General features: G+C 64.7%; 19 protein-coding genes. 4 read left to right on the plus strand and 15 right to left on the minus strand.

The features are described from left to right. Positions 1 to 133: 133 nt before the first annotated feature. The 7 genes from P0D68_RS07990 to mltG all read right to left on the minus strand — a co-directional run bounded on the left by P0D68_RS07990 (position 134) and on the right by mltG (position 6,088). Positions 134 to 490 (minus strand): Rap1a/Tai family immunity protein, encoded by a 357-nt coding sequence (locus P0D68_RS07990; protein WP_091794320.1) that lies wholly within the window; start codon positions 488 to 490, stop codon positions 134 to 136. A 541-nt stretch (positions 491 to 1,031) separates the two neighbouring features. After that, positions 1,032 to 1,766, minus strand: a complete 735-nt coding sequence (locus P0D68_RS07995) for an ankyrin repeat domain-containing protein (RefSeq protein WP_408292794.1) — start codon at positions 1,764 to 1,766, stop codon at positions 1,032 to 1,034. Positions 1,767 to 1,833: 67 nt separating this feature from the next. Beyond that, a complete protein-coding gene (locus P0D68_RS08000; protein ID WP_408292797.1) occupies positions 1,834 to 2,625 on the minus strand; it encodes a TatD family hydrolase in 792 nt (263 codons plus the stop codon). A 34-nt stretch (positions 2,626 to 2,659) separates the two neighbouring features. Continuing rightward, a complete protein-coding gene (locus tag P0D68_RS08005; RefSeq protein WP_091794327.1) occupies positions 2,660 to 3,193 on the minus strand; it encodes a GNAT family N-acetyltransferase in 534 nt (177 codons plus the stop codon). Between the two features lie 135 nt (positions 3,194 to 3,328). Then, positions 3,329 to 4,363, minus strand: a complete 1,035-nt coding sequence (locus P0D68_RS08010; RefSeq protein WP_408292800.1) for a DNA polymerase III subunit delta' — start codon at positions 4,361 to 4,363, stop codon at positions 3,329 to 3,331. Positions 4,364 to 4,457: 94 nt separating this feature from the next. Further along, the gene (gene tmk / locus P0D68_RS08015) at positions 4,458 to 5,078 is read right to left on the minus strand and encodes a dTMP kinase (protein WP_408293623.1); all 621 of its coding nucleotides are present in this window, start codon (positions 5,076 to 5,078) and stop codon (positions 4,458 to 4,460) included. Next, positions 5,078 to 6,088 (minus strand): endolytic transglycosylase MltG, encoded by a 1,011-nt coding sequence (gene mltG, locus P0D68_RS08020; RefSeq protein WP_408293626.1) that lies wholly within the window; start codon positions 6,086 to 6,088, stop codon positions 5,078 to 5,080. Before mltG ends, tmk begins: the two co-directional genes overlap by 1 nt. 78 nt (positions 6,089 to 6,166) lie before the next feature. On the opposite strand from mltG, the gene ygfZ reads away from it, so the two are divergent. Continuing rightward, a complete protein-coding gene (gene ygfZ, locus P0D68_RS08025; RefSeq protein WP_408292803.1) occupies positions 6,167 to 7,240 on the plus strand; it encodes a CAF17-like 4Fe-4S cluster assembly/insertion protein YgfZ in 1,074 nt (357 codons plus the stop codon). Positions 7,241 to 7,328: 88 nt separating this feature from the next. Then, on the plus strand, positions 7,329 to 8,174 hold the full coding sequence (locus tag P0D68_RS08030; protein ID WP_408184680.1) for an NRDE family protein: 846 nt from the start codon (positions 7,329 to 7,331) through the stop codon (positions 8,172 to 8,174). A gap of 46 nt (positions 8,175 to 8,220) precedes the next feature. Here the strand turns inward: P0D68_RS08030 and P0D68_RS08035 are convergent, their stop codons facing one another. The 6 genes from P0D68_RS08035 to P0D68_RS08060 form a co-directional block, all read right to left on the minus strand. Then, on the minus strand, positions 8,221 to 9,180 hold the full coding sequence (locus P0D68_RS08035; protein ID WP_408292806.1) for an alpha/beta hydrolase: 960 nt from the start codon (positions 9,178 to 9,180) through the stop codon (positions 8,221 to 8,223). A 112-nt stretch (positions 9,181 to 9,292) separates the two neighbouring features. Then, complete coding sequence (locus tag P0D68_RS08040; protein ID WP_408292809.1) at positions 9,293 to 10,186, minus strand: SDR family oxidoreductase; 894 nt, start codon at positions 10,184 to 10,186, stop codon at positions 9,293 to 9,295. 58 nt (positions 10,187 to 10,244) lie between these two features. Then, positions 10,245 to 11,243 carry an NADP-dependent oxidoreductase gene (locus tag P0D68_RS08045; RefSeq protein ID WP_408184677.1) on the minus strand — a complete coding sequence of 333 codons (999 nt, stop codon included), beginning with the start codon at positions 11,241 to 11,243 and terminating at the stop codon, positions 10,245 to 10,247. A gap of 116 nt (positions 11,244 to 11,359) precedes the next feature. Further along, positions 11,360 to 11,845, minus strand: coding sequence for a PaaI family thioesterase (locus P0D68_RS08050; RefSeq protein ID WP_091794342.1), 486 nt, complete (start codon positions 11,843 to 11,845; stop codon positions 11,360 to 11,362). Positions 11,846 to 12,215: 370 nt separating this feature from the next. Further along, positions 12,216 to 12,605, minus strand: a complete 390-nt coding sequence (locus tag P0D68_RS08055) for a hypothetical protein (RefSeq protein ID WP_091794346.1) — start codon at positions 12,603 to 12,605, stop codon at positions 12,216 to 12,218. Between the two features lie 200 nt (positions 12,606 to 12,805). Further along, positions 12,806 to 14,296, minus strand: coding sequence for an aminotransferase-like domain-containing protein (locus P0D68_RS08060; RefSeq protein WP_408292813.1), 1,491 nt, complete (start codon positions 14,294 to 14,296; stop codon positions 12,806 to 12,808). A gap of 178 nt (positions 14,297 to 14,474) precedes the next feature. Here P0D68_RS08060 and P0D68_RS08065 point away from each other — a divergent pair, with 178 nt between their 5' ends. Both P0D68_RS08065 and P0D68_RS08070 read left to right on the plus strand, forming a co-directional pair. Then, a complete protein-coding gene (locus tag P0D68_RS08065; protein ID WP_091794348.1) occupies positions 14,475 to 14,849 on the plus strand; it encodes a hypothetical protein in 375 nt (124 codons plus the stop codon). Between the two features lie 70 nt (positions 14,850 to 14,919). Then, entirely contained in the window at positions 14,920 to 15,423 is a 504-nt protein-coding gene (locus P0D68_RS08070) for an LEA/WHy family protein (RefSeq protein WP_408292819.1), read from the plus strand. A 111-nt stretch (positions 15,424 to 15,534) separates the two neighbouring features. Here P0D68_RS08070 and P0D68_RS08075 read toward each other — a convergent pair whose 3' ends face one another. Together P0D68_RS08075 and P0D68_RS08080 are read right to left on the minus strand one after the other, a co-directional pair. After that, entirely contained in the window at positions 15,535 to 16,713 is a 1,179-nt protein-coding gene (locus P0D68_RS08075) for an acetyl-CoA C-acyltransferase (protein WP_408292822.1), read from the minus strand. 223 nt (positions 16,714 to 16,936) lie between these two features. Then, positions 16,937 to 19,021 (minus strand): 3-hydroxyacyl-CoA dehydrogenase NAD-binding domain-containing protein, encoded by a 2,085-nt coding sequence (locus P0D68_RS08080; RefSeq protein ID WP_408292825.1) that lies wholly within the window; start codon positions 19,019 to 19,021, stop codon positions 16,937 to 16,939. Between the last annotated feature and the right edge of the window lie 45 nt (positions 19,022 to 19,066).

Consider the following 19,066-nt stretch of genomic DNA (forward strand, 5'->3'; position numbering starts at 1 on the left):
TTGAGACCGAATCTCAGGTGGAGCGGTGAGAACCGCTCCGAAGTGCCCACGGCTGAAAAACCGGAAAACCCTCATGGGCCGAAACGCCCAACACGCCGGATGCCGACGCGCAGGGCATCAGCCGTGCTTCATTTCAACTGCCGCTCTTGCAGGGAAACGCTTTACCGAGCCCGAGCGAGATCGCCGTGCTGGCGTTATAGCCGGCGACGATCGGATTCTCAGCGATATATTTGCGCACCGCGTCGGTCAGCTGCGCCGAGCGCGCGTCCTGCGGCAGGCAGAAGTACTGGCCGACGCGCGGGCCGGTCGTGCCGCCGATCGCGTCGATGGTGTTGAAGATGCCGTCAGCGGCGCCTTCGATATAAGCGGCGCACGCGCTACGCGATGCCACGTCCGTCTTGGTGCACAGCTTGTTGAGGTCGCCTCCCGTAAACGCGGCTGCCGATAGCGGTACGGCGAGCGCGCTGGCGAAAATCAAAGCCCGCAGCATGGTGTTCCTTTCCAGGGTCGTTTATCAGGCGGTCTTTCGCCGCATCCAAAGGGCGCGCACATGTGGCGCGCCAAAGTCGACATTCTGCACTGTTTTGCGAAGCGCAAGCGTGCGCGCCACCGCTATCTTCAGGCACTTTTTTTAAGCCGGGTGAGTTGGCGGCGGCAAGTGCTCCGGCACTTGCGTGCTCCAGCGGTACCACGGCAGCGTTTCGCGGGCTGCGCCCGTCGCGGCAGGCAGACCGAGCGGGCTTTTGACAGGAGCTCAGATGGCTGTCAGTGCGGGTGGGCCTTCGATTGGCGCTTCAGGCGGCAGGCAGAGCGCGTGGACCTTCGACCCGCGCTCCGGGCCGCCGACAGAGCGCGTAGATCTTCGACTCGCGCTCCAATTCGCCCGCCAGAGCGCATACACCTTCGGCTCGCGCTCCAGACTGCCGACGGAGCGCATACACCTTCGACTCGCGCTCCAGCCGCCGGCAGAGCGCATAGACCCTCTACCCGCCCCAAGCCGCCGGCAAACCGGCCGCCGCGAGCCGCGCGCACTATTTCTGTTGCATCTGCTGCAGGCGCGCGGTCAACCCTTCGACCACGTCCGGCTCCTTGTAGGTCTTCGCGAAATCGAGCGCCGTCATGCCGATCTGGTTCTTCACCGTCAGGTCCGCGCCGTTGTCGAGCAACAGCTTCACGGTCGACACGTGGCCGCCGCGCGCGGCCATCATCAGCGGCGTGGTGCCGTTCGGCGAGCCGGCGTCGACGTAGGCCGAATGGTCGAGCAGCACCTTGACGATGTCGTCGTTGCCGTTCGCCGCCGCGTAGTGCAACGGTGCCCAGCCCTTCTTGTTGACCTCGGCGTCTTTCGCGATCAACTGGTTGACGAAGGCGAGATCGCCGTTCAGCGCGGCCATCATCATCGCGTTCTCGCCGGCCTTGTCCTGAATCTCGATGTTGGTCTTCGGATTGGCGAGCAGCGCAGCGCCGACTTTGTCCGATTTCTCGCGCGCGGCCAGCACCAGCAGCGGAATGCCCTGGTTATCCACGCTGTTCGGGTCCATGCCCTTGGCGAGCAACTTGTTGACGCCGTCCACGTCGTCGAACTTCACCGATTTGATCAACGAATCGACCGGCGCCGCCTGGGCCGGCGACACCGCCAGCGAAGTCAGCGCGGCACAAACGAGCGCAGCGGCGAACGTGAAGCGCGAGACGCCGCGCCGTGCCGAAGCCAGCGCGCCACGCGTTGTCACGCCTGCGTAAGTGTCCTGCTGGGCACTCAACGACATCGAAATTTCTCTCATATTTAACTTTAGGAAAATTCCCTATCCTCTTGATATTTATCGACTTTACGCCTCACGCACCAACCGGCGCGGGAATCTTGAAAAGGCGGAAGAAGTTTTGCGTGGTCGCCTCGGCCAGCGCCGCTTCCGGCATGTCGCGTTGTTGCGCGATGAACCGTCCGACATAACTTACGTACGCTGGTTCATTAGGCTTGCCGCGATACGGCACGGGCGCGAGATACGGCGAGTCGGTTTCGATCAGCAAACGCTCCAGCGGCACGCGGCGCGCGACGTCCTGCACGTCCGTCGCGCTCTTGAACGTGACGATGCCCGACAACGAGATGTAAAAATTCTGCGCAAGCGCCTGTTCGGCGACATGCCACGGCTCGGTGAAACAATGCATCACGCCGCCCGGCTCGCCTGCGCGCTCCTCGGCCATGATGCGCAGCGTGTCTTCCGACGACGATCGCGTATGGATGATCAGCGGCTTGTTGGCGGCGTGCGCCGCCCGGATATGGGTGCGAAAGCGCTCGCGCTGCCATTCCATGTCGGCGATGGTGCGGCCTTCCAGCCGGTAGTAGTCGAGGCCGGTCTCGCCGATCGCGACCACTTTGGGATGCGCGGCCAGTTCGACCAGTTCGGCGACGCTCGGCTCGCGCATGTGCTCGTGATCCGGATGCACGCCGACCGACGCGTACACGTTGTCATAGCGGCTGGCGATATCCAGCACGGAAGGCAGCGTTTCGAGATCAACGGACACGCACAGCGCATGCGTGACCGAATGGCTGCGCATGTTCTCGAACACCTGCGGCAGGCGGTCGGCGAGTCCTTCGAAGTTGATATGGCAATGCGAGTCGACAAACATGGGGGTGTCCTGCGTAGGGCTGGCTCGAAGGGAATCAGGCGGCGGCCGGAGCTGTCGCGGCGGCGTCGAGGCGTTTGCCGAGAATCACCAGATCGCGCTCCACGCCGTCCAGCACGGCCACGCGCGGCAACGAGCCCCACGTGTCGAAACCGAAGCCGCGGAACAGGCGCAAGCTCGCGTCATTGTGGCCGAAGATGAAGCCAAGCACGGTATCGATGCCGAGCGCCGGCGCCGCCGCTAGCGAAGCCGCCAGCAATTGCTTGCCGAGACCCTTGCCACGCGCGCTTTCGTCGAGATAGATGCTGACTTCGGCGGTGCGCAGATAGGCCGGGCGGCCGTAAAAGTCCGAAAAGCTCAGCCATGCGATCACGCGGCCGGGCTGTTGCGAGTCTTCCACCACCCACAACGGACGCTTGTGCGGGCCATGCGCGTGAAACCAGGTCAGCCGGCTTTCGACGCTGACCGGCTCGAGATCGGCGGTGACTTGCCGCGACGGCACCGTCGAGTTGTAGATGGCGACGATAGCGGGCAGATCGTCGAGCGTGGCATCGCGGTAGGAAAGGCTCATGGTGCGTTGAACGTGAGATGGAAGCGGATAATGGACGAACGGCGGACGAACGGCGCAGGACGAATGGCGGGCCGGCGCCGGCTGTGAGGCGCGGCGCGCCAGCGGCCGAGAACGCGCCCCGCACGCAGCGGCGGCTTACGCGAACAACTCGCGATAGCCGATAAACAGCTCTTCGAACACCAGCCGCGCATTCAGCGGATGGTTCTCGACGGCGCGTTGGCGCGTCACAGTGCGCATGAAGCGCGCGAACGCGCTGGCGTCGGCCTGCGACGCGCAGCGCGTCAATGCCGCCGAGGCTTGCGGGAAGTAACGGGGCGCGCCCGCCGTGCGCTGCGCCAGCAAATCGTACATCCAGCGCTGCAGCCAGCCTAGCACCAGCGGCACAGGCAGCTTCTGCAACGCCTCGCCGCAGGCGAAGGCGTCGCACTGCGGGCCGGCGGCCAGTTGCTTGAGCGTCCAGTCGCGCAGCGTGCGGTTCTCGTCGCTGGCGAGCGCGAGCGCCGTGAGCGGCGCGCCGCCGGCTTCGGCGAGCAGCGCGGGCGCCTCGGCCACGCCTTGCGCGGCAAGCCACTTCGTCGCCACGTCCGGCGCGGGCATGGTCATCGGCCACTGGCGGCAGCGGCTGATGATGGTGGGCAACAGGCGATCGATACGCGCCGACACCATCAGGAACACGACTCCCGCCGGCGGTTCTTCGAGCGTCTTCAGCAGCGCATTGGCCGCGGCGATATTCAGCCCTTCCGCCGGATACAGCACGACCACGCGCGCGCCGCCGCGGTGCGAGCCCACGCCGACGAAGTCGAGCAAACCGCGAATCTGCTCGATCTTGATTTCCTTGCTGGGCGTGCGCGTCTTCTTGCCTTCGTCGGCATCGGCCTTGTCGGCTTTTTCGTCCGCGGCGTTGTTCAGGCCCGCTTCGGCGGCCAGCGCCTCGGGTACGACGATCCGGTAGTCCGGATGATTGCCCTGCGCGAACCAGTTGCAGGCCACGCACGCGCCGCACGGCTCCCCGTTGGCCTGCTGAGCCTCGCACAGCAAGCCCTGCGCGAGATGCTGCGCGAAGCGCAGCTTGCCGATGCCCGCCTGCCCATGCAGCAACAGGGCGTGCGGCCAGTGGCCGCGCAATTGCTGCAGGCGGTTCCAGTCATCGGCTTGCCACGGATAAATCATTGTTTCTCTTTTTGATCAAACGGTTGCAGACGTTACATGCAGTACCGCATGAACTCTGAAAACCGATATAAACCACGGTTATATTCTTTTTAAATCAAAGAACTGCGATCAATTCTTCAAGTCTTCTCTGAATCTGCGTAATGCTCTGCGCGGAGTCAATGATAGCGAACCGGTACGGCGCTTCTTCGGCGCGGCGCAGATATTCGGCGCGGGTGCGATTGAAAAATGCCGCCGATTCGCTCTCGAAGCGATCCGGATCGCGTGCCGCACTGCGCCGCTCGCTGGCGATTTCGGGCGCGAGGTCGAACAGCACTGTCAGGTCCGGCTGGAAACCGCCCTGCACCCAGCGCTCCAGCGTTTCCAGCTTGTCGCGCGGCAGTCCGCGGCCACCGCCCTGATAGGCGAAGGTCGCATCCGTGAAACGGTCCGACAGCACCCAGTCGCCGCGTGCGAGCGCAGGCTCGATCACTTCGGCCAGGTGCTGGCGGCGCAGCGCGAACATTAGCAGCGCCTCGGTTTCGAGGTCCATTTTCTGATGCAGCACGATTTCGCGGATCTGCTCGCCGAGCGGCGTGCCGCCCGGTTCGCGCGTCATGACGACCGCGCGGCCGGTGCTTGCCACTTTCCGTTCGAGGCGCTCCCGAAACCAGCTGAGGTGGGTGGTCTTGCCCGCCCCGTCGATGCCCTCAAACGTTATGAATTTGCCCCGCGCCATCATTGCCCTCGAATGTATTTGTCCACGGCCTTGTTGTGATCGCCGAGGGTGTCGGAAAAGATACTGCTGCCGTCGCCGCGCGAGACGAAATACAGCGCGGTGCTGGGTGCCGGGTTCAGCGCCGCCTGCAGCGACGCCACGCCGGGCAGCGCGATGGGCGTTGGCGGCAGCCCCATGCGGGTGTAGGTATTGTAGGGAGTGTCGGTCTGCAGGTCTTTCTTTCTGATGCGTCCGCTGTAGCTGTCGCCCATGCCGTAGATCACGGTCGGGTCGGTTTGCAGCGGCATACCCACGCGCAGCCGGTTCGCGAACACCGCGGCCACCATGGGCCGGTCGGACGGCTTGCCGGTTTCCTTTTCGATGATGGACGCCATGGTCAGCGCGTCGTACGGCGTCTTGTACGGCAGATTCGCCGCGCGCGCGGTCCACGCCTCGTCCAGACGCAGGCGCATCAGACGGTAGGCGCGGCGGTACACGTCGAGGTCGCTGGTGTTTTTGTCGAACAGGTAGGTGTCGGGGAAAAACAGTCCCTCGCCATTGCCGATCGACGCCTCCGGTGCGTTGATCGCGTTCATCAGGTCGGCGTCGCTCATCCCGGCCGTGTCGTGCTTGAGCGCCGGATTGGCATCCAGCTCGGCGCGCATGCGCTTGAAGGTCCAGCCTTCGATAATGGTCGCCACGTATTCGTTGACGTCGCCGCGGGCGATTTTCTGCAGCACCTCATACGGCGTCACGCCCGTCTTGAACTCGTAGTTGCCCGACTTCAGCTCGCTTTGCAGTCCGAGCAGCCGCGTCATGATGACGAACAGCTCCGCTTCGACCGGCACGCCGCCGCGATTGAGTTGCAGCGTGACGCTGCGCAAGCTGCTATGCGGCTTGACCGTGACATCGAGTTGCGCAGGGGTCAGATCGAGTGGGCTGGTGGCCCAGTGGTATCCGCCAGCAATTGCGGCTGCGGCCAGCACAACGACGAGTGAGCCGGCAATGAAACATTTCTTGAACAGGGACATGCGAAACGTGGCAGGGTTGGACTGCATATAATACTTGTTTGCCTTAGCCAAAGTCAGAATTGACTGTTCCCGGAATCCATGAACACACCGCTCGCTACCGCTTCAGGCACGCCTCCAACCACAGCTCCTACGGCAGCCGCCGCCACACCGGCAAGTCTTCCCGCGCTGCCGCGCCCCTCCGCCGATGAATTCGACGCGCTCGTTCAGCAAGGCGCGTATATGCCGCTCACGCAGTTCGGCGTGATCGACGCCACCGGCGACGACGCGGCAAGCTTCCTGCACGGCCAGTTGACCAACGACACCCAGCACCTCGACGCCGCCAATGCGCGCCTGGCCGGTTACTGCTCGGCCAAAGGGCGTCTGCTGGCGTCGTTCCTCACGTGGCGCAGCGGCGATACGATCCGCCTGCTGGTGTCGAAAGACGTGCAGGCCGCGGTGCAGAAGCGGCTCTCCATGTTCGTGCTGCGCGCCAAAGCCAAACTCACTGACGCGAGCGGCGAACTGGCGGTGATCGGTCTTGCCGGCGACGTGCGCAAGGCGCTCTCGAATGTGTTCGACGCGCTGCCGGACGGCGTGCACGTGAAAGTGGACGGCGCGGCGGGCTCGCTGATTCGCGTACCGGACGCGCTCGGGCGCCTGCGTTATCTGTGGATCGGCCCGAAGGCGCAGATCGAGTCGCACCTGCCCTTGCTGGACGAGAAGCTCAAACGCGTCTCGCCGGCCGTGTGGGACTGGCTCGACATTCGCGCGGGCGAGCCGCGCATCACCCAGCCGGTGGTCGAGCAGTTCGTGCCGCAAATGGTCAATTTCGACGTGCTGGGCGCGGTGAATTTCCGCAAAGGCTGCTATCCCGGCCAGGAAGTGGTGGCGCGCAGCCAGTATCGCGGCACGATCAAGCGGCGCACTTCGCTCGCCAATGTGGCTGGCGAACTCGACACGGTGCGCGCGGGCGCGGAACTGTTCCATTCCGACGATCCGGGCCAGCCGTGCGGCATGGTGGTGAACGCGGCGTCGGCGCCGGAAGGCGGCGTCGATCTGCTGGTCGAGATCAAGCTCGCGGCGCTGGAAAACGGTTCGGTACATCTGGGCGCGGCGGACGGCCCGGCGCTGCGCTTCCTTACGCTGCCCTACGGGCTGCCCACCGAAGTCTGACATTCTCGCGGGGAACGAAGCGGCGCAGTCAGGCGCCGCTTTTTACTGGCCTTTTCAACTGCAACGCCTCCACCGGGAGACGCCCCCGATGTGCCTGATCGTGTTCGACTGGCGACCCGACGCGGTCGACGGCCCGCTCTTCACGCTTGCCGCCAATCGCGACGAGTTCTTTCGCCGCACGGCCGAACCGGTCGGCTGGTGGCACGACGCGCCGACGGTGCTGGCCGGGCGTGATCTGCAAGGCGGTGGCACGTGGCTCGGCTCGTCGCGCGACGGCCGCTTCGCCGCGCTGACCAATTACCGCGCGCCGCACGAAATGCGCGCCGACGCGCCGACCCGCGGCACGCTCGTCAGCGACTGGCTGAGCGGCGCCACGCGCGACTCGAATGGCAACCCGCACGGCACGCCGCTCGCGTACCTGCGGCACGTCGCGCAAACCGGCGACATCTATAACGGGTTCAATCTGCTGGTGGGCGACTGGACGCGCCGCGAACTCGCCTGGTACTGCAACCGTTCCGAGCGCGCGCCGACGCTGCTCGAACCCGGCACGCACGGCATCTCGAACGCGGTGCTCGATACCGCGTGGCCGAAGCTCGTCAAAAAGCGCGCCGAACTGGGCACGCTGCTCGCGCGCAACGCGATGCCGCCGCTCGAACGCCTGATCGACCTGATGCGCGATCCGCGCCTCGCCCGCGACGACGAACTGCCGTCCACCGGCATTCCGCTTGAACGCGAACGGGCGCTGTCGGCTGCATTCATCGAAACGCCGGAGTACGGCACACGCGGGACGACCGCACTGCGCGTGACCCTGCACGGCGAAGTGATCAGCGTGGCCGTCGCCGAGCGCAGCGACGACAACGGCTCGCATCGCATTGCGCGGCCCGGCGACTTCGAGCGCAGCTTCGCCTTCAATATCGAACGCGAGATCGCGTGACCAGGGTCCGGTGGCTCGTTGGCCGCCGACAACCCGGTGAACGCCCTCAGTCGGAATCGAAAGCCGCGCGCAAGGCCGCGGCGGCATCCGCATGCGCCTGCGCGACGTCCGGCACGAAACCGCCCATCTTGAAGAACTCGTGGATCATGCCCGGATAGCGCTTGAGCGTGACCCGGTTACCCAGCGCGTGCAATTTCTCCGCGTAGGCGTCGCCCTCGTCGCTCAAGGGATCGTATTCGGCGGTGGCGATCCATGCAGGCGCGACGCCGCTGAATTCGGGCGCGCCAAGCTGGCCGTCCAGCGGCGCGAAACGCCAGTCGTCACGGTCGCTGCGCGCGCGCACGTAGTGGTCGAAGAACCATTGAATCGTGTCGCCCGACAGCAGAAAGCCGTTGGCGAAGCGCGAGTGCGAATCGGTTTGCTGATGGCCGGTCGTGCCCGGATAGATCAGCAATTGCAGCGCGAGCTCGATACCGGCGTCGCGTGCGAGCACCGCGCAGACCGTGGCCAGCGTACCGCCCGCGCTATCGCCGCCCACTGCCAGCCGGCCGGCGTCCAGCCCGTATTCGGCTGCGTGCGCGTGCAGCCAGCTCAAGGCGTCGAAAGCGTCCTCGACGGCAGTGGGAAATTTGTATTCCGGTGCGAGGCGATAGTCCACGGACAACACCGCGCAATTGCCGTCGCGCGCGAACATCCGGCACAGCGCATCGTGCGTATCGACGCTACCCACCGTGAAGCCGCCGCCGTGGTAATACACGAACGCCGGCGCGGGCTCGGCCCAACTCGGCTCGACCGGATGGTACAGACGCGCACGAATCGTCGCGCCGTCGCGTGTCGCGATTTGCAGATCTTCGATCGCGAACATCGGCGCGCTCGCGATCTCCAGAATCGGCGCGCTTTTTTCGTACGAGGCCCGCGCGTCCTGCGCGGTCATTTCATGGAGCTTCGGGCGCCTGGCCCGCTCGATCATATCGAGCACCTGCTCGATCTTCGGATTCAGCGGCATGGTGCGTCTTATGGCGCATAAGCGCCGAAGGTTTGAAATAAACCGGCGCGGTTCAAAAAGAAACCGGCGCCCTGGATCTCAGCGGGCGCCGGCGATATGGCAAGCGTCCCGTCTAGCCGGCGTTGTTCACTTCCGGCTTCAGCGACATTGGATCAGTGGGATTGCGCAACTGCTCGATATCCTCGTGGCGCAGCTTCACCGTTGCCATGATGCCCGGATGCGTGACGATGTAAAAACGCCGCGCCGCGATCGCTTCGAAGGTGATGTCTGCGACGTCGTCGGCACTCAGCTTGCCTGACTGCACCGCGCGCTGCAGCTGCTTGCCCGCGGCGATCTGCGAGCGGGTCGGGCCGCTGTCGTTGCGCAGATCAGCAGGCCGCGCGCGTTCCGCATTGGCGATGCCGGTCGGCACGAAGGCCGGGCACAACAGCGAACAGCCGACCTGGCCGCCTGCCGTTCCCGCCTGCGCGGCCTGCGCCAGCTGCAGGTCGTGATACAGCGTTTCGGTGAGCGACACCACCGCGTGTTTCGACGCGTTGTAGATGCCCATGGCGGGCGGCGACAGCAAGCCCGCGACGGACGCCGTGTTGACGATATGCGCGGGCTCGTTCTGCGCCAGCATGATAGGCGTGAACACCCGCACGCCGTGCGCGACGCCCATCACGTTCACGCCGAACACCCACGACCAGTCGTTCGCCGAGCTTTCCCACAGAAAGCCGCCCGCGCCTACGCCTGCGTTGTTGAACAGCAGATGCACCTTGCCGTAGGCGGTCAGTGCAGCTTGCGCGAGCGCTTCGACCTGCGCCGCGCTCGCGACGTCGGTCGGCACGCCGATCGCTTCGGCGCCGCCGGCGCGCAATGCGTCGACGGTTTGCGCGAGCGCGTCGGGATTCACGTCGGCCAGCACGAGCTTCATGCCGAGCGAGGCGCCCTTCTGCGCGAATGCGCGGCCGAAGCCGCTGGCCGCACCGGTGATCACCGCCACCTTGCCTGCGAAATCGAACATCGTGTCACTCCATTGGATTGAGCGGCGCCTTGCGTGGGCTGCCCGACTGCCGCCGCGCTCAGATCAGCTTGACGAGTTGCTTGCCGAAGTTCCTGCCTTTGAGCAGGCCAATGAACGCCTCAGGCGCCGCATCGAGTCCTTGCGCGATGGTCTCGCGATAGTGCAGCTTCTTCTGCGCAACCAGCGTGCCGAGTTGCGTGAGCGCTTCGGGCCATACGTCCATATGCTCGCTCACGATGAAACCCTGCACCAGCAGACGCTGCGTGAGCATCAGCGACGGATGCTTGAGCGGCAACGGCTGGCCGTCATAGCCCGCGATAAACCCGCACAGCGCGATCCGGCCGAATGCGTTCATACGCGCGAGCGTCGCGTCGAGCACTTCACCGCCGACGTTCTCGAAGTAGCCGTCCACGCCGTCCGGCGTCACCGCCTTGAGGTCCTGATAGAGATTGCCGGCCTTGTAGTCGACGCACGCGTCGAAGCCGAGCGTCTCGGTGACATAGCGGCACTTGTCCGCGCCGCCGGCAATGCCGACTGCGCGCGCGCCGGCCAGCTTCGCCAGTTGGCCGACCACGCTGCCCACCGCGCCGCTCGCCGCGCTGACCACCACCGTCTCACCCGCTTTCGGCGCGATGATGCGGTTCAGGCCGTACCACGCCGTGACGCCGGGCATGCCGACCGGGCCGAGATAGGCCGATAGCGGCACATGCGTGTCGTCGACTTTCTGCAGGCCCGTTCCGTTCGACGTGCCGTATTCTTGCCAGCCAAACATCGCGACGACTTTGTCGCCGACTGCGAACTTCGGATTTTTCGACTCGACCACTTCACCCACCGTGCCGCCGATCATCACTTCGTTCAGCGGCTGCGGCGGCGCATACGACTTGCTGTCGTTCATGCGGCCGCGCATGTAGGGGTCGAGGGACAGGTAGTGATTACGCACGCGCAATTCGCCTTCGGCCAGCGGCGCGAGCGGCGTTTCGACGAGGCGGAAATTGTCGGGGGTCACGGCCCCCTGCGGGCGCGATGCCAACACGAGTTGGCGGTTGATCTGGGTCATGGCGATCGTCTCCATAAGTTGCCGATGGGATCGGCGGATGATTCGAACGGCTTACACGAAGGCGGAGCCAGGAGGCGCAGGCGCCTCCCTGACACGCGCGCGGTTCAAGGCGGCGCTCAGCCGTCGCTCGGACCGGGTTTCGCCGACGGGTCGCTGCGCAAACGCTGTTGCCTCACTTCGCGGCCGACGGCGAGACGCCGCATGTATTTGAACGTGCCGAGCGCCTTGGCGACGAAGTGGCCTTCGCTGTCGCGAATCTCGCCTTCGCAATAAGCCATGGTGGTCGAGCGGTGCAGCACGCGGGCGGTGGCACGTAATTCGCCGCGGCCAGGCTGCATGAAGTTGACCTTCATTTCGACCGTGACCACGCCCACGCCGTCGCCCGCGAGACTGCGCGCGGCCATGGCGAGCGCGATGTCGGCGAGCGTCATGGTGACGCCGCCGTGGGCGACGTCCCACGTGTTCATATGATCCGGCTGCAACGGCAGCGCGACTTCGCTAGCGCCGTCCGCGGCCGACACTAACTGCGCGCCTAACCGGTCGACGAACGGGCTCTCGAGCAGGGTTTCGGTGCTCGCTTTGGATGAAGGCGAATCGGTCATGGCTGTTTTCGAATTTCGTGGACAGTGCGTTCATGCGGTTGATGCAGGACGCGAGAATGCCTTCGGCCGAGGCAAACACTAAGCCTATCAAACTTACACCTTCGATGGAGCTTTATCAGGAGGTCGGGCCGGCAGGTAACGGCACAGGCGATGCCGGTAATGGCTCGCTCGCGAGCATTGCGCTTCGCTGTGAATTGCGCCGGCAGGATCGAAACGAAGGACGATTGGAGGGGTGGTGACCCGATTGGGCTCCGCGAGTTGCGCCAGGCGGGTACGGAGTTTATCGACGATAAATCAGAAAGTGGCTGCCAGACGCGCAGACACACCATCGAGGTGGGCGCGCGAATGCGACGCCCACCGGTTCAGCGATCTAGTGGCTGAAGTCAGCCCCCAACCAACCCGCTGCAGTGGTTTTAGCATGAGTGACGGCGCCTTGTGCGTCGGGGAAAATGCCAAGCTCGTCCCACCGTTCTTCCGCCGCGAAAGGCCCCTTGATTCCAAGCGCCTTCTGAATGCTCAACTGCGCCGCATACCTGCCGTCCTCGAGAGGCCGGGCCGTTGCCACCACTTTGTGCGGGAGTCCTTGCCGCACGGGTTGAATCAGTTCCAGAGGACCACCTGCCGCGCCCACATCGATCAGCTCGTTGCGCGTGTTGCAGTCGGGGCAATAGAAGAAAAACGCGTTGTTATCCCGATTCGGTTTGACCTGTTTGCGGGCCAGCACAGCTCGACACTCGACGTTTTCGCAAATGAATGGCATATCGGTCTCCGTGATGATTTTCGAATCGTGGCGCGGTGCAGATCGCCATTGGCCTCCGGGAAACGATCTGCCAGAAGCCGCCGGGGAGCAATCAGCAGATGACCGGATTGCTAATGGCGGGGAGATGCCACTAGCCGGGCAATATGCTTTTTCAGGTACTTGTCAATTGTACGTCGGCGCCACGTCCGTGCCGCGCCGGCTCACTCTGCGTGCGTCGCCAGACGCGCAGCCAGCCGCCCTAGCCTGCGCACGGCATCGTCGGCGCGATCGAGATCCGTGCTTGGTGAACTGAGCCGGATGAAATGATCGAAACGCCCCGCGTTCGAAAACACCGTCCCCGGCATCACGCGAATGCCGTCGTTCAACGCCGCCTCGAAGAGCGCCGCCGACGACATCTCTCGCGGCAATTCGATCCAGAAAAACATCCCGCCGGCCGGCGGGGTGAAGCGCGTGCCATCCGGAAACGAAGTGGCGATCGCCGCCGCCATCCGTTCGCGCTGAAGCCGCAGCCGCTCGCGCAGACGCCGCAAATGCCGCTCATACGCGTTCGTCTCCAGAAACTCGGCGAGCACGACTTGCGACAGCTGTTCGTTGTGACGCGACTGCGCGAACTTCAGCATGCCGATACGTGGATGCCAGCGGCCGCCATTGATCCAGCCGACCCGCATGCCGGGTGCCAGCACCTTGTTGAACGACGTGCAGTGGATCACGGTGCCGTCCGTATCCCAGGCCTTCAACGATCTGGGCGGCTGTGCCGCGTCGGCCAGCTCGCGATATGGATCGTCCTCGATCAGCGCAATACCGGCTCGCGCGCACAGTTCGACGAGCCGCGCCTTGTGGGCGTCGGGCATTACGCTGCCGAGCGGGTTCTGCAGGTTCGGCACCACGACTACGGCCTTGATGTCGGGATGCGTGTGCAGCGCGAACGCCAGCGCTTCGATGGCGAGGCCGGTGGTCGGACTGGCGGGAATTTCGAGCGCGCGCAAGCCGAGGCTTTCCAGCGCCTGCAGCAGACCGAAAAAGCACGGCGATTCGACCGCGACGGTGTCGCCGGGTTGAGTCACCGCTCGCAATGCAAGATTCACGGCTTCGATACCGCCGTGCGTCATGATGATGTCGTCCGCGCCGATCTGGATGCCGGCGTCGAGCGCGCGGCGCGCAATGATCGCGCGCAAGGCCGGATCGCCCTGGTCGTGCCCGGCGGCGGTCAGCAAGGTGGGCCGCTTGCGCAGTGCACGCAGCGCGGCTTTCTGCAATGCATCGGTGGGATAGAGATCGGGCGAGGCGGTCGCGCCGCCGAGATTCAGCGCGTCCGGATGTCGCTGCAATCTCGACACGATCGCGGAAATCGCCGAATGGATGCCGACGAACTGCGCGGCGCCCGGCAGCACCGCCAGATCGGGCTCGGACGCGGCCGGCAACGCAGCCGTGGGCGGCACACGCACGAAGTAACCGGCGCGCGGACGGGCGTCAATCAGCGCGGCGCGTTCCAGTACGCGGTAGCTCTCGGTCGCGGTCGCAAGACTGACGCCGTGCCGGCGCATGAATGCGCGCATCGACGGCATTCGGTCGCCCGGGCGCAGCACGCCGCTGCCGATCGCGCGGCGATATTGATCGGCCAGCTGCCGGTACAGCGGCTGGTTATCGGGCAGCGGGTCCGCAGCCTGCCGGGTCAGAATGGATTGAATCATCCGCCGATGGTGCGGACAGTTCGCGCGTCGCAACAGATACACATCCGCACGATTCCAGCCGATACAGCGCACTAAACCGCGTTGCTGTACCGGTTCACATTGCTGATGGCTGCGGCTGTTTTCATTTGAGCGGACTCAATAAGCTGAGTGGCATGAAAACGCTTTGAAGGAAACGGCCATGTCTCTTCGTCAATGTCGCTCCGATCCGGCGCGCCGCACTGCTTCTCGTCTCGCCGCAGGTCAAATGGCCGTGCATGAGTTGCGCGCCGGCACCTCGATTGTCGCCGTCGAAGGCGATCTTCAGCTCGCGTTCCGCGATCACGCTCTCGCGTGGCTGGGCGACGCCGTGCCTGTCACGTCGATCACCTTGCACGAGGGCGAGTGCTTCGTGACGCCGCAACGCGGCGTCGTGTCGATCAGCGGCGTGCGTGCGAACGCTGCCGCGTTCGTCGTGCAGCCCTCGCGCGCTCTTCACGACGGCCGCAGTCTGATCCGTCAAACCGCGCGCCATCTGGCCAGTCTCGTCAAAACACGCCTGCGGCGCGCAGCCTGAAACGCCGCTCGGCGGCCAACACGGCCCGGTACAATGCATGATCCAAGCCGCTTGTTTCGAGGTGCAGGTCATGTCCTTCTTCCGCGCGCTGCTGTTAGGCCGTTCCATTCGTCTGGCCACGGTCCTCGCCATCGTCACGCTAACGCTCAACGGCTGCGCGGGCCTGTTCGGCGGCGATCCATTGCGCGTGAACGTGGCCGGTATCGAACCAATCGACGGCCAGGGTCTGGAGATGCGCTTCAACGTAAAACTGCGCGTGCAGAATCCCAACGATTCCACGATCAGCTTCAACGGCGTGTCGCTCGATCTCGAACTGAACGGCAAGCCGTTCGCAAGCGGCGTGAGCGATCAGGCCGGCAGCGTGCCGCGCTTCGGCGAAACGGTCGTCAATGTGCCGTTGACCGTGCCGGCATTCGCCGCGGTTCGCCAGGCGTTCGCCTTCGCGGGCGCGGCGCAGTCGGGGCAAATTCCGTACATTCTGCGCGGCAAGCTCGCGGGTGGCCTCACGGGCACGACGCGATTCGTCGATCAAGGCACGTTGAGCCTGCCGTCGACCGGCATGGCGTTGCCGTGATACGGGTAATCGGGGTCTACACCGCGCGCGGATAAAAAAACGAGTGCCGCGGGTTCGTCGCCGTCGCGCCGAACCACACGGTACTCGCCGTTCTTTACCGCTCGAACGGGATCACACCACTTCGAACAAACCCGCCGCGCCCTGCCCGCCGCCAATACACATCGTCACGACGACGAGCTTCGCGCCGCGCCGCTTGCCTTCAATCAACGCATGGCCGGTCAAACGCGCGCCCGATACGCCATACGGATGGCCCACCGCAATCGCGCCGCCGTTCACGTTCAGGCGATCGTGCGGAATACCGAGCTTGTCGGCGCAATACAGCACCTGCACCGCGAACGCTTCGTTCAGCTCCCACAGGTCGATGTCCTCAACCTTCAAACCCGCCTGCCTGAGCAGCTTCGGCACCGCGAACACCGGGCCAATGCCCATCTCGTCCGGCTCGCAACCGGCCACCGCGAAGCCGCGAAAAATCCCGAGCGGCTGCAAGCCTTCGCGCTCCGCCACCTTCGCGTTCATCACCACGCAAGCCGACGCGCCATCCGAGAACTGGCTTGCGTTGCCCGCGGTGATCACGCCGCCCGGCATCGCGGTACGAATCTTCGACACACCCTCGAGCGTCGTGTCGGCGCGAATGCCCTCATCGCCGCTGACGGTCACTTCTTTCGTGAAGAGACGGCCGGTCGCCTTGTCGGCAACACCCGCGAGCACCGTCAACGGCACGATCTCGTCCTTGAACTTGCCGGCTTCGAGCGCGGCGGCCGCGCGCTGTTGCGAACGCACGCCATATTCGTCCTGGCGTTCCTTTGAGATCGAGTAGCGTTTCGCCACATTCTCCGCGGTCTGCAACATCGACCAGTAGATTTCGGGCTTGTTCTGGCTGAGCCAGCCTTCGGTCATCATGTGCCGGTTCATCTCGTTCTGCACGCACGAGATCGACTCCACGCCGCCCGCCACATACACGTCGCCTTCACCGGCGATCACGCGTTGTGCGGCAAGCGCGATAGTTTGCAATCCAGACGAACAGAAACGGTTCACCGTCATACCCGGCACGCTGACCGGCAAACCCGCGCGCAGCGCGATCTGCCGCGCGATGTTCATGCCCGTCGCGCCTTCCGGGTTGGCGCAGCCCATGATCACGTCCTCGACGCGCGCCGGGTCGAGCTTCGCGCGCTCGACGGCAGCGCGAGTGACATGGCCGCCGAGCGTCGCGCCGTGCGTCATGTTGAAACCGCCGCGCCATGATTTGGCGAGGCCCGTGCGGGCGGTCGATACGATTACGGCGTCAGTCATGCGTGTCTCCTGTGTCGACCAGAGTTAGCGCTTTAGCTGTCGCCGGAGTTCGCGCTTTAGCGCGCCGCTCCAGCCCCATGCAAAGCTCGTCACTCCGGTCTCGCGCAGCGCGCTTTGGTCCCATACGAGTTGGTGGATACTTGCAAATTGCAAATGTCGTTAGTGGCGCTGACCGGCGCATCGCCGGCCAGCGCCGCGTCAGTCATTTCACTCGCGCCGTGATTCAGCCGTTGAATCCGCGTCCCTCGGCCGCCAGTGCCGCGATGCGCGGCGCCAGTTGCCAGGCATCGCCGTTCGGCTGCGCGGCATAGCGGCGAATCGCGCGCTCGACGTTGTAGAGGCCGACCGTGTCCGCGTACAGCATCGGGCCGCCGCGATAAAGCGGAAAGCCGTAGCCGGTCAGATAGACCATGTCGATGTCCGACGCCTTCGACGCGATACCCTCTTCGAGAATCTTCGCGCCTTCGTTCACGAGCGCGAACACGAGGCGCTCGACGATTTCCTCGTCGCTGATCTTGCGGCGCTCGGCGTTGGCTTCCTTCGAAAACGCAACGATCATCTCGTCGACCACTTTCGACGGATACGCGGTGCGATCACCCGCCTTGTAGTCGTACCACCCGCCGCCCGTCTTCTGACCGAAGCGCCCCGTCTCGCAGAGCCGGTCGGCGATCTTCGAGTAGTGCATCTCAGGCTGTTCCTGATAGCGGCGCTTGCGGATCGCCCAGCCGATGTCGTTGCCGGCCAGATCGCTCATGCGGAACGGACCCATCGCGAAGCCGAACTTCTCGATCGCGCGATCCACCTGCGCGGGCAGCGCGCCTTCTTCGAGCATGAAGAGCGCCTGGCGGATGTACTGCTCGATCATCCGGTTGCCGATAAAGCCGTCGCACACGCCCGAGACAACCGCGGTCTTCCTGATCTTCTTGGCGAGTTTCATGACGGTGGCGAGCACGTCCTTCGCCGTCTCCTTACCGCGCACCACTTCGAGCAGCTTCATCACGTTGGCCGGGCTGAAGAAGTGCATGCCGACGACGTCCTGCGGTCGCTTCGTAAAAGCGGCGATCTTGTCGACGTCGAGCGTCGAGGTGTTCGAGGCGAGGATCGCGCCTTCTTTCGCCACTTCGTCGAGACGCTTGAATACCTGCTCTTTCACGCCGAGTTCTTCGAACACGGCTTCGACGATCAGGTCGGCGTTTTTCAGGTCGTCATAGGAAAGCGTGGGCGTGATCAGCGCCATGCGCTGGTCGAGCGCTTCGGGCTTGAGCTTGCCCTTCTTGACGGTCGCTTCGTAGTTCTTGCGGATCGTGCCGAGGCCGCGGTCCAGCGCTTCCTGCTTCGTTTCCAGCAGCGTGACCGGAATGCCCGCGTTGATGAAATTCATCGCGATGCCGCCACCCATCGTGCCCGCGCCGATCACGGCCACCTGCTTGATATCGCGCACCGGCGTATCGGAAGGCACATCGGGAATCTTGCTCGCCGCGCGTTCACCGAAGAACGCGTGACGCAACGCGCGGCTTTCCGGCGTCTGCACGAGTGCGATGAAGCAGTCGCGTTCGAAAGCGAGGCCCTTATCGAAGCCGTTTTGCACGCCCGCTTCCACGGCGTCGATACATCTCTGCGGCGCGGGGAAATTCTTCGCGACCGCCGCGACGCTGTTGCGCGCGAACTGAATGAAGCCGGCGGCGTTCGGATGCTCGATCTTGCGCTCGCGCACCTTCGGATGCGGGCCGGCTTTGGCACCCACCTTGCGGGCGAACGCGAGCGCGGCTTCGGCCAGATCGCCTTGCGCGAGTTCATCGAACAGACCGGAATCGGCGAGTTTCTCCGACATGACGGGCGCGCCGGAGACGATCATGTTGAGCGCGGCTTCGAGACCGATGGCGCGCGGCAAACGCTGCGTGCCGCCCGCGCCCGGCAGAATGCCGAGCTTCACTTCCGGCAGCGCGATCTGTGCGCCGGGTGCGGCGATGCGGTAATGCGCGCCGAGCGCCAGTTCCAGCCCGCCGCCCATCGCGACGCTGTGAATCGCGGCGACCACCGGCTTCGCGCTGCCTTCCACGGTCTTGATGACGGTGGCGAGCGTCGGCTCCTGCATCGCTTTCGGCGTGTTGAATTCGGTGATGTCGGCGCCGCCCGAGAAAGCTTTGCCCGCGCCAGTCAGCACGATCGCCTTGATGGCCGGATCGTTCTGCGCGCGCTCGATCCCGTCGACGATGCCCGCTCGCGTCGACAGGCCGAGGCCGTTGACGGGAGGATTGTTCAGCGTGATGACGGCCACGCCGTCATGGGTTGTGTAGTCCACTGCCATCTGCCTGCCTCCATGCGATCCATGCAATAAGGCGTCGCTCAGGCG

Origin of the sequence: Paraburkholderia sp. RL17-380-BIE-A (genome assembly GCF_046028085.1) — a bacterium.
GTDB lineage: Bacteria > Pseudomonadota > Gammaproteobacteria > Burkholderiales > Burkholderiaceae > Paraburkholderia.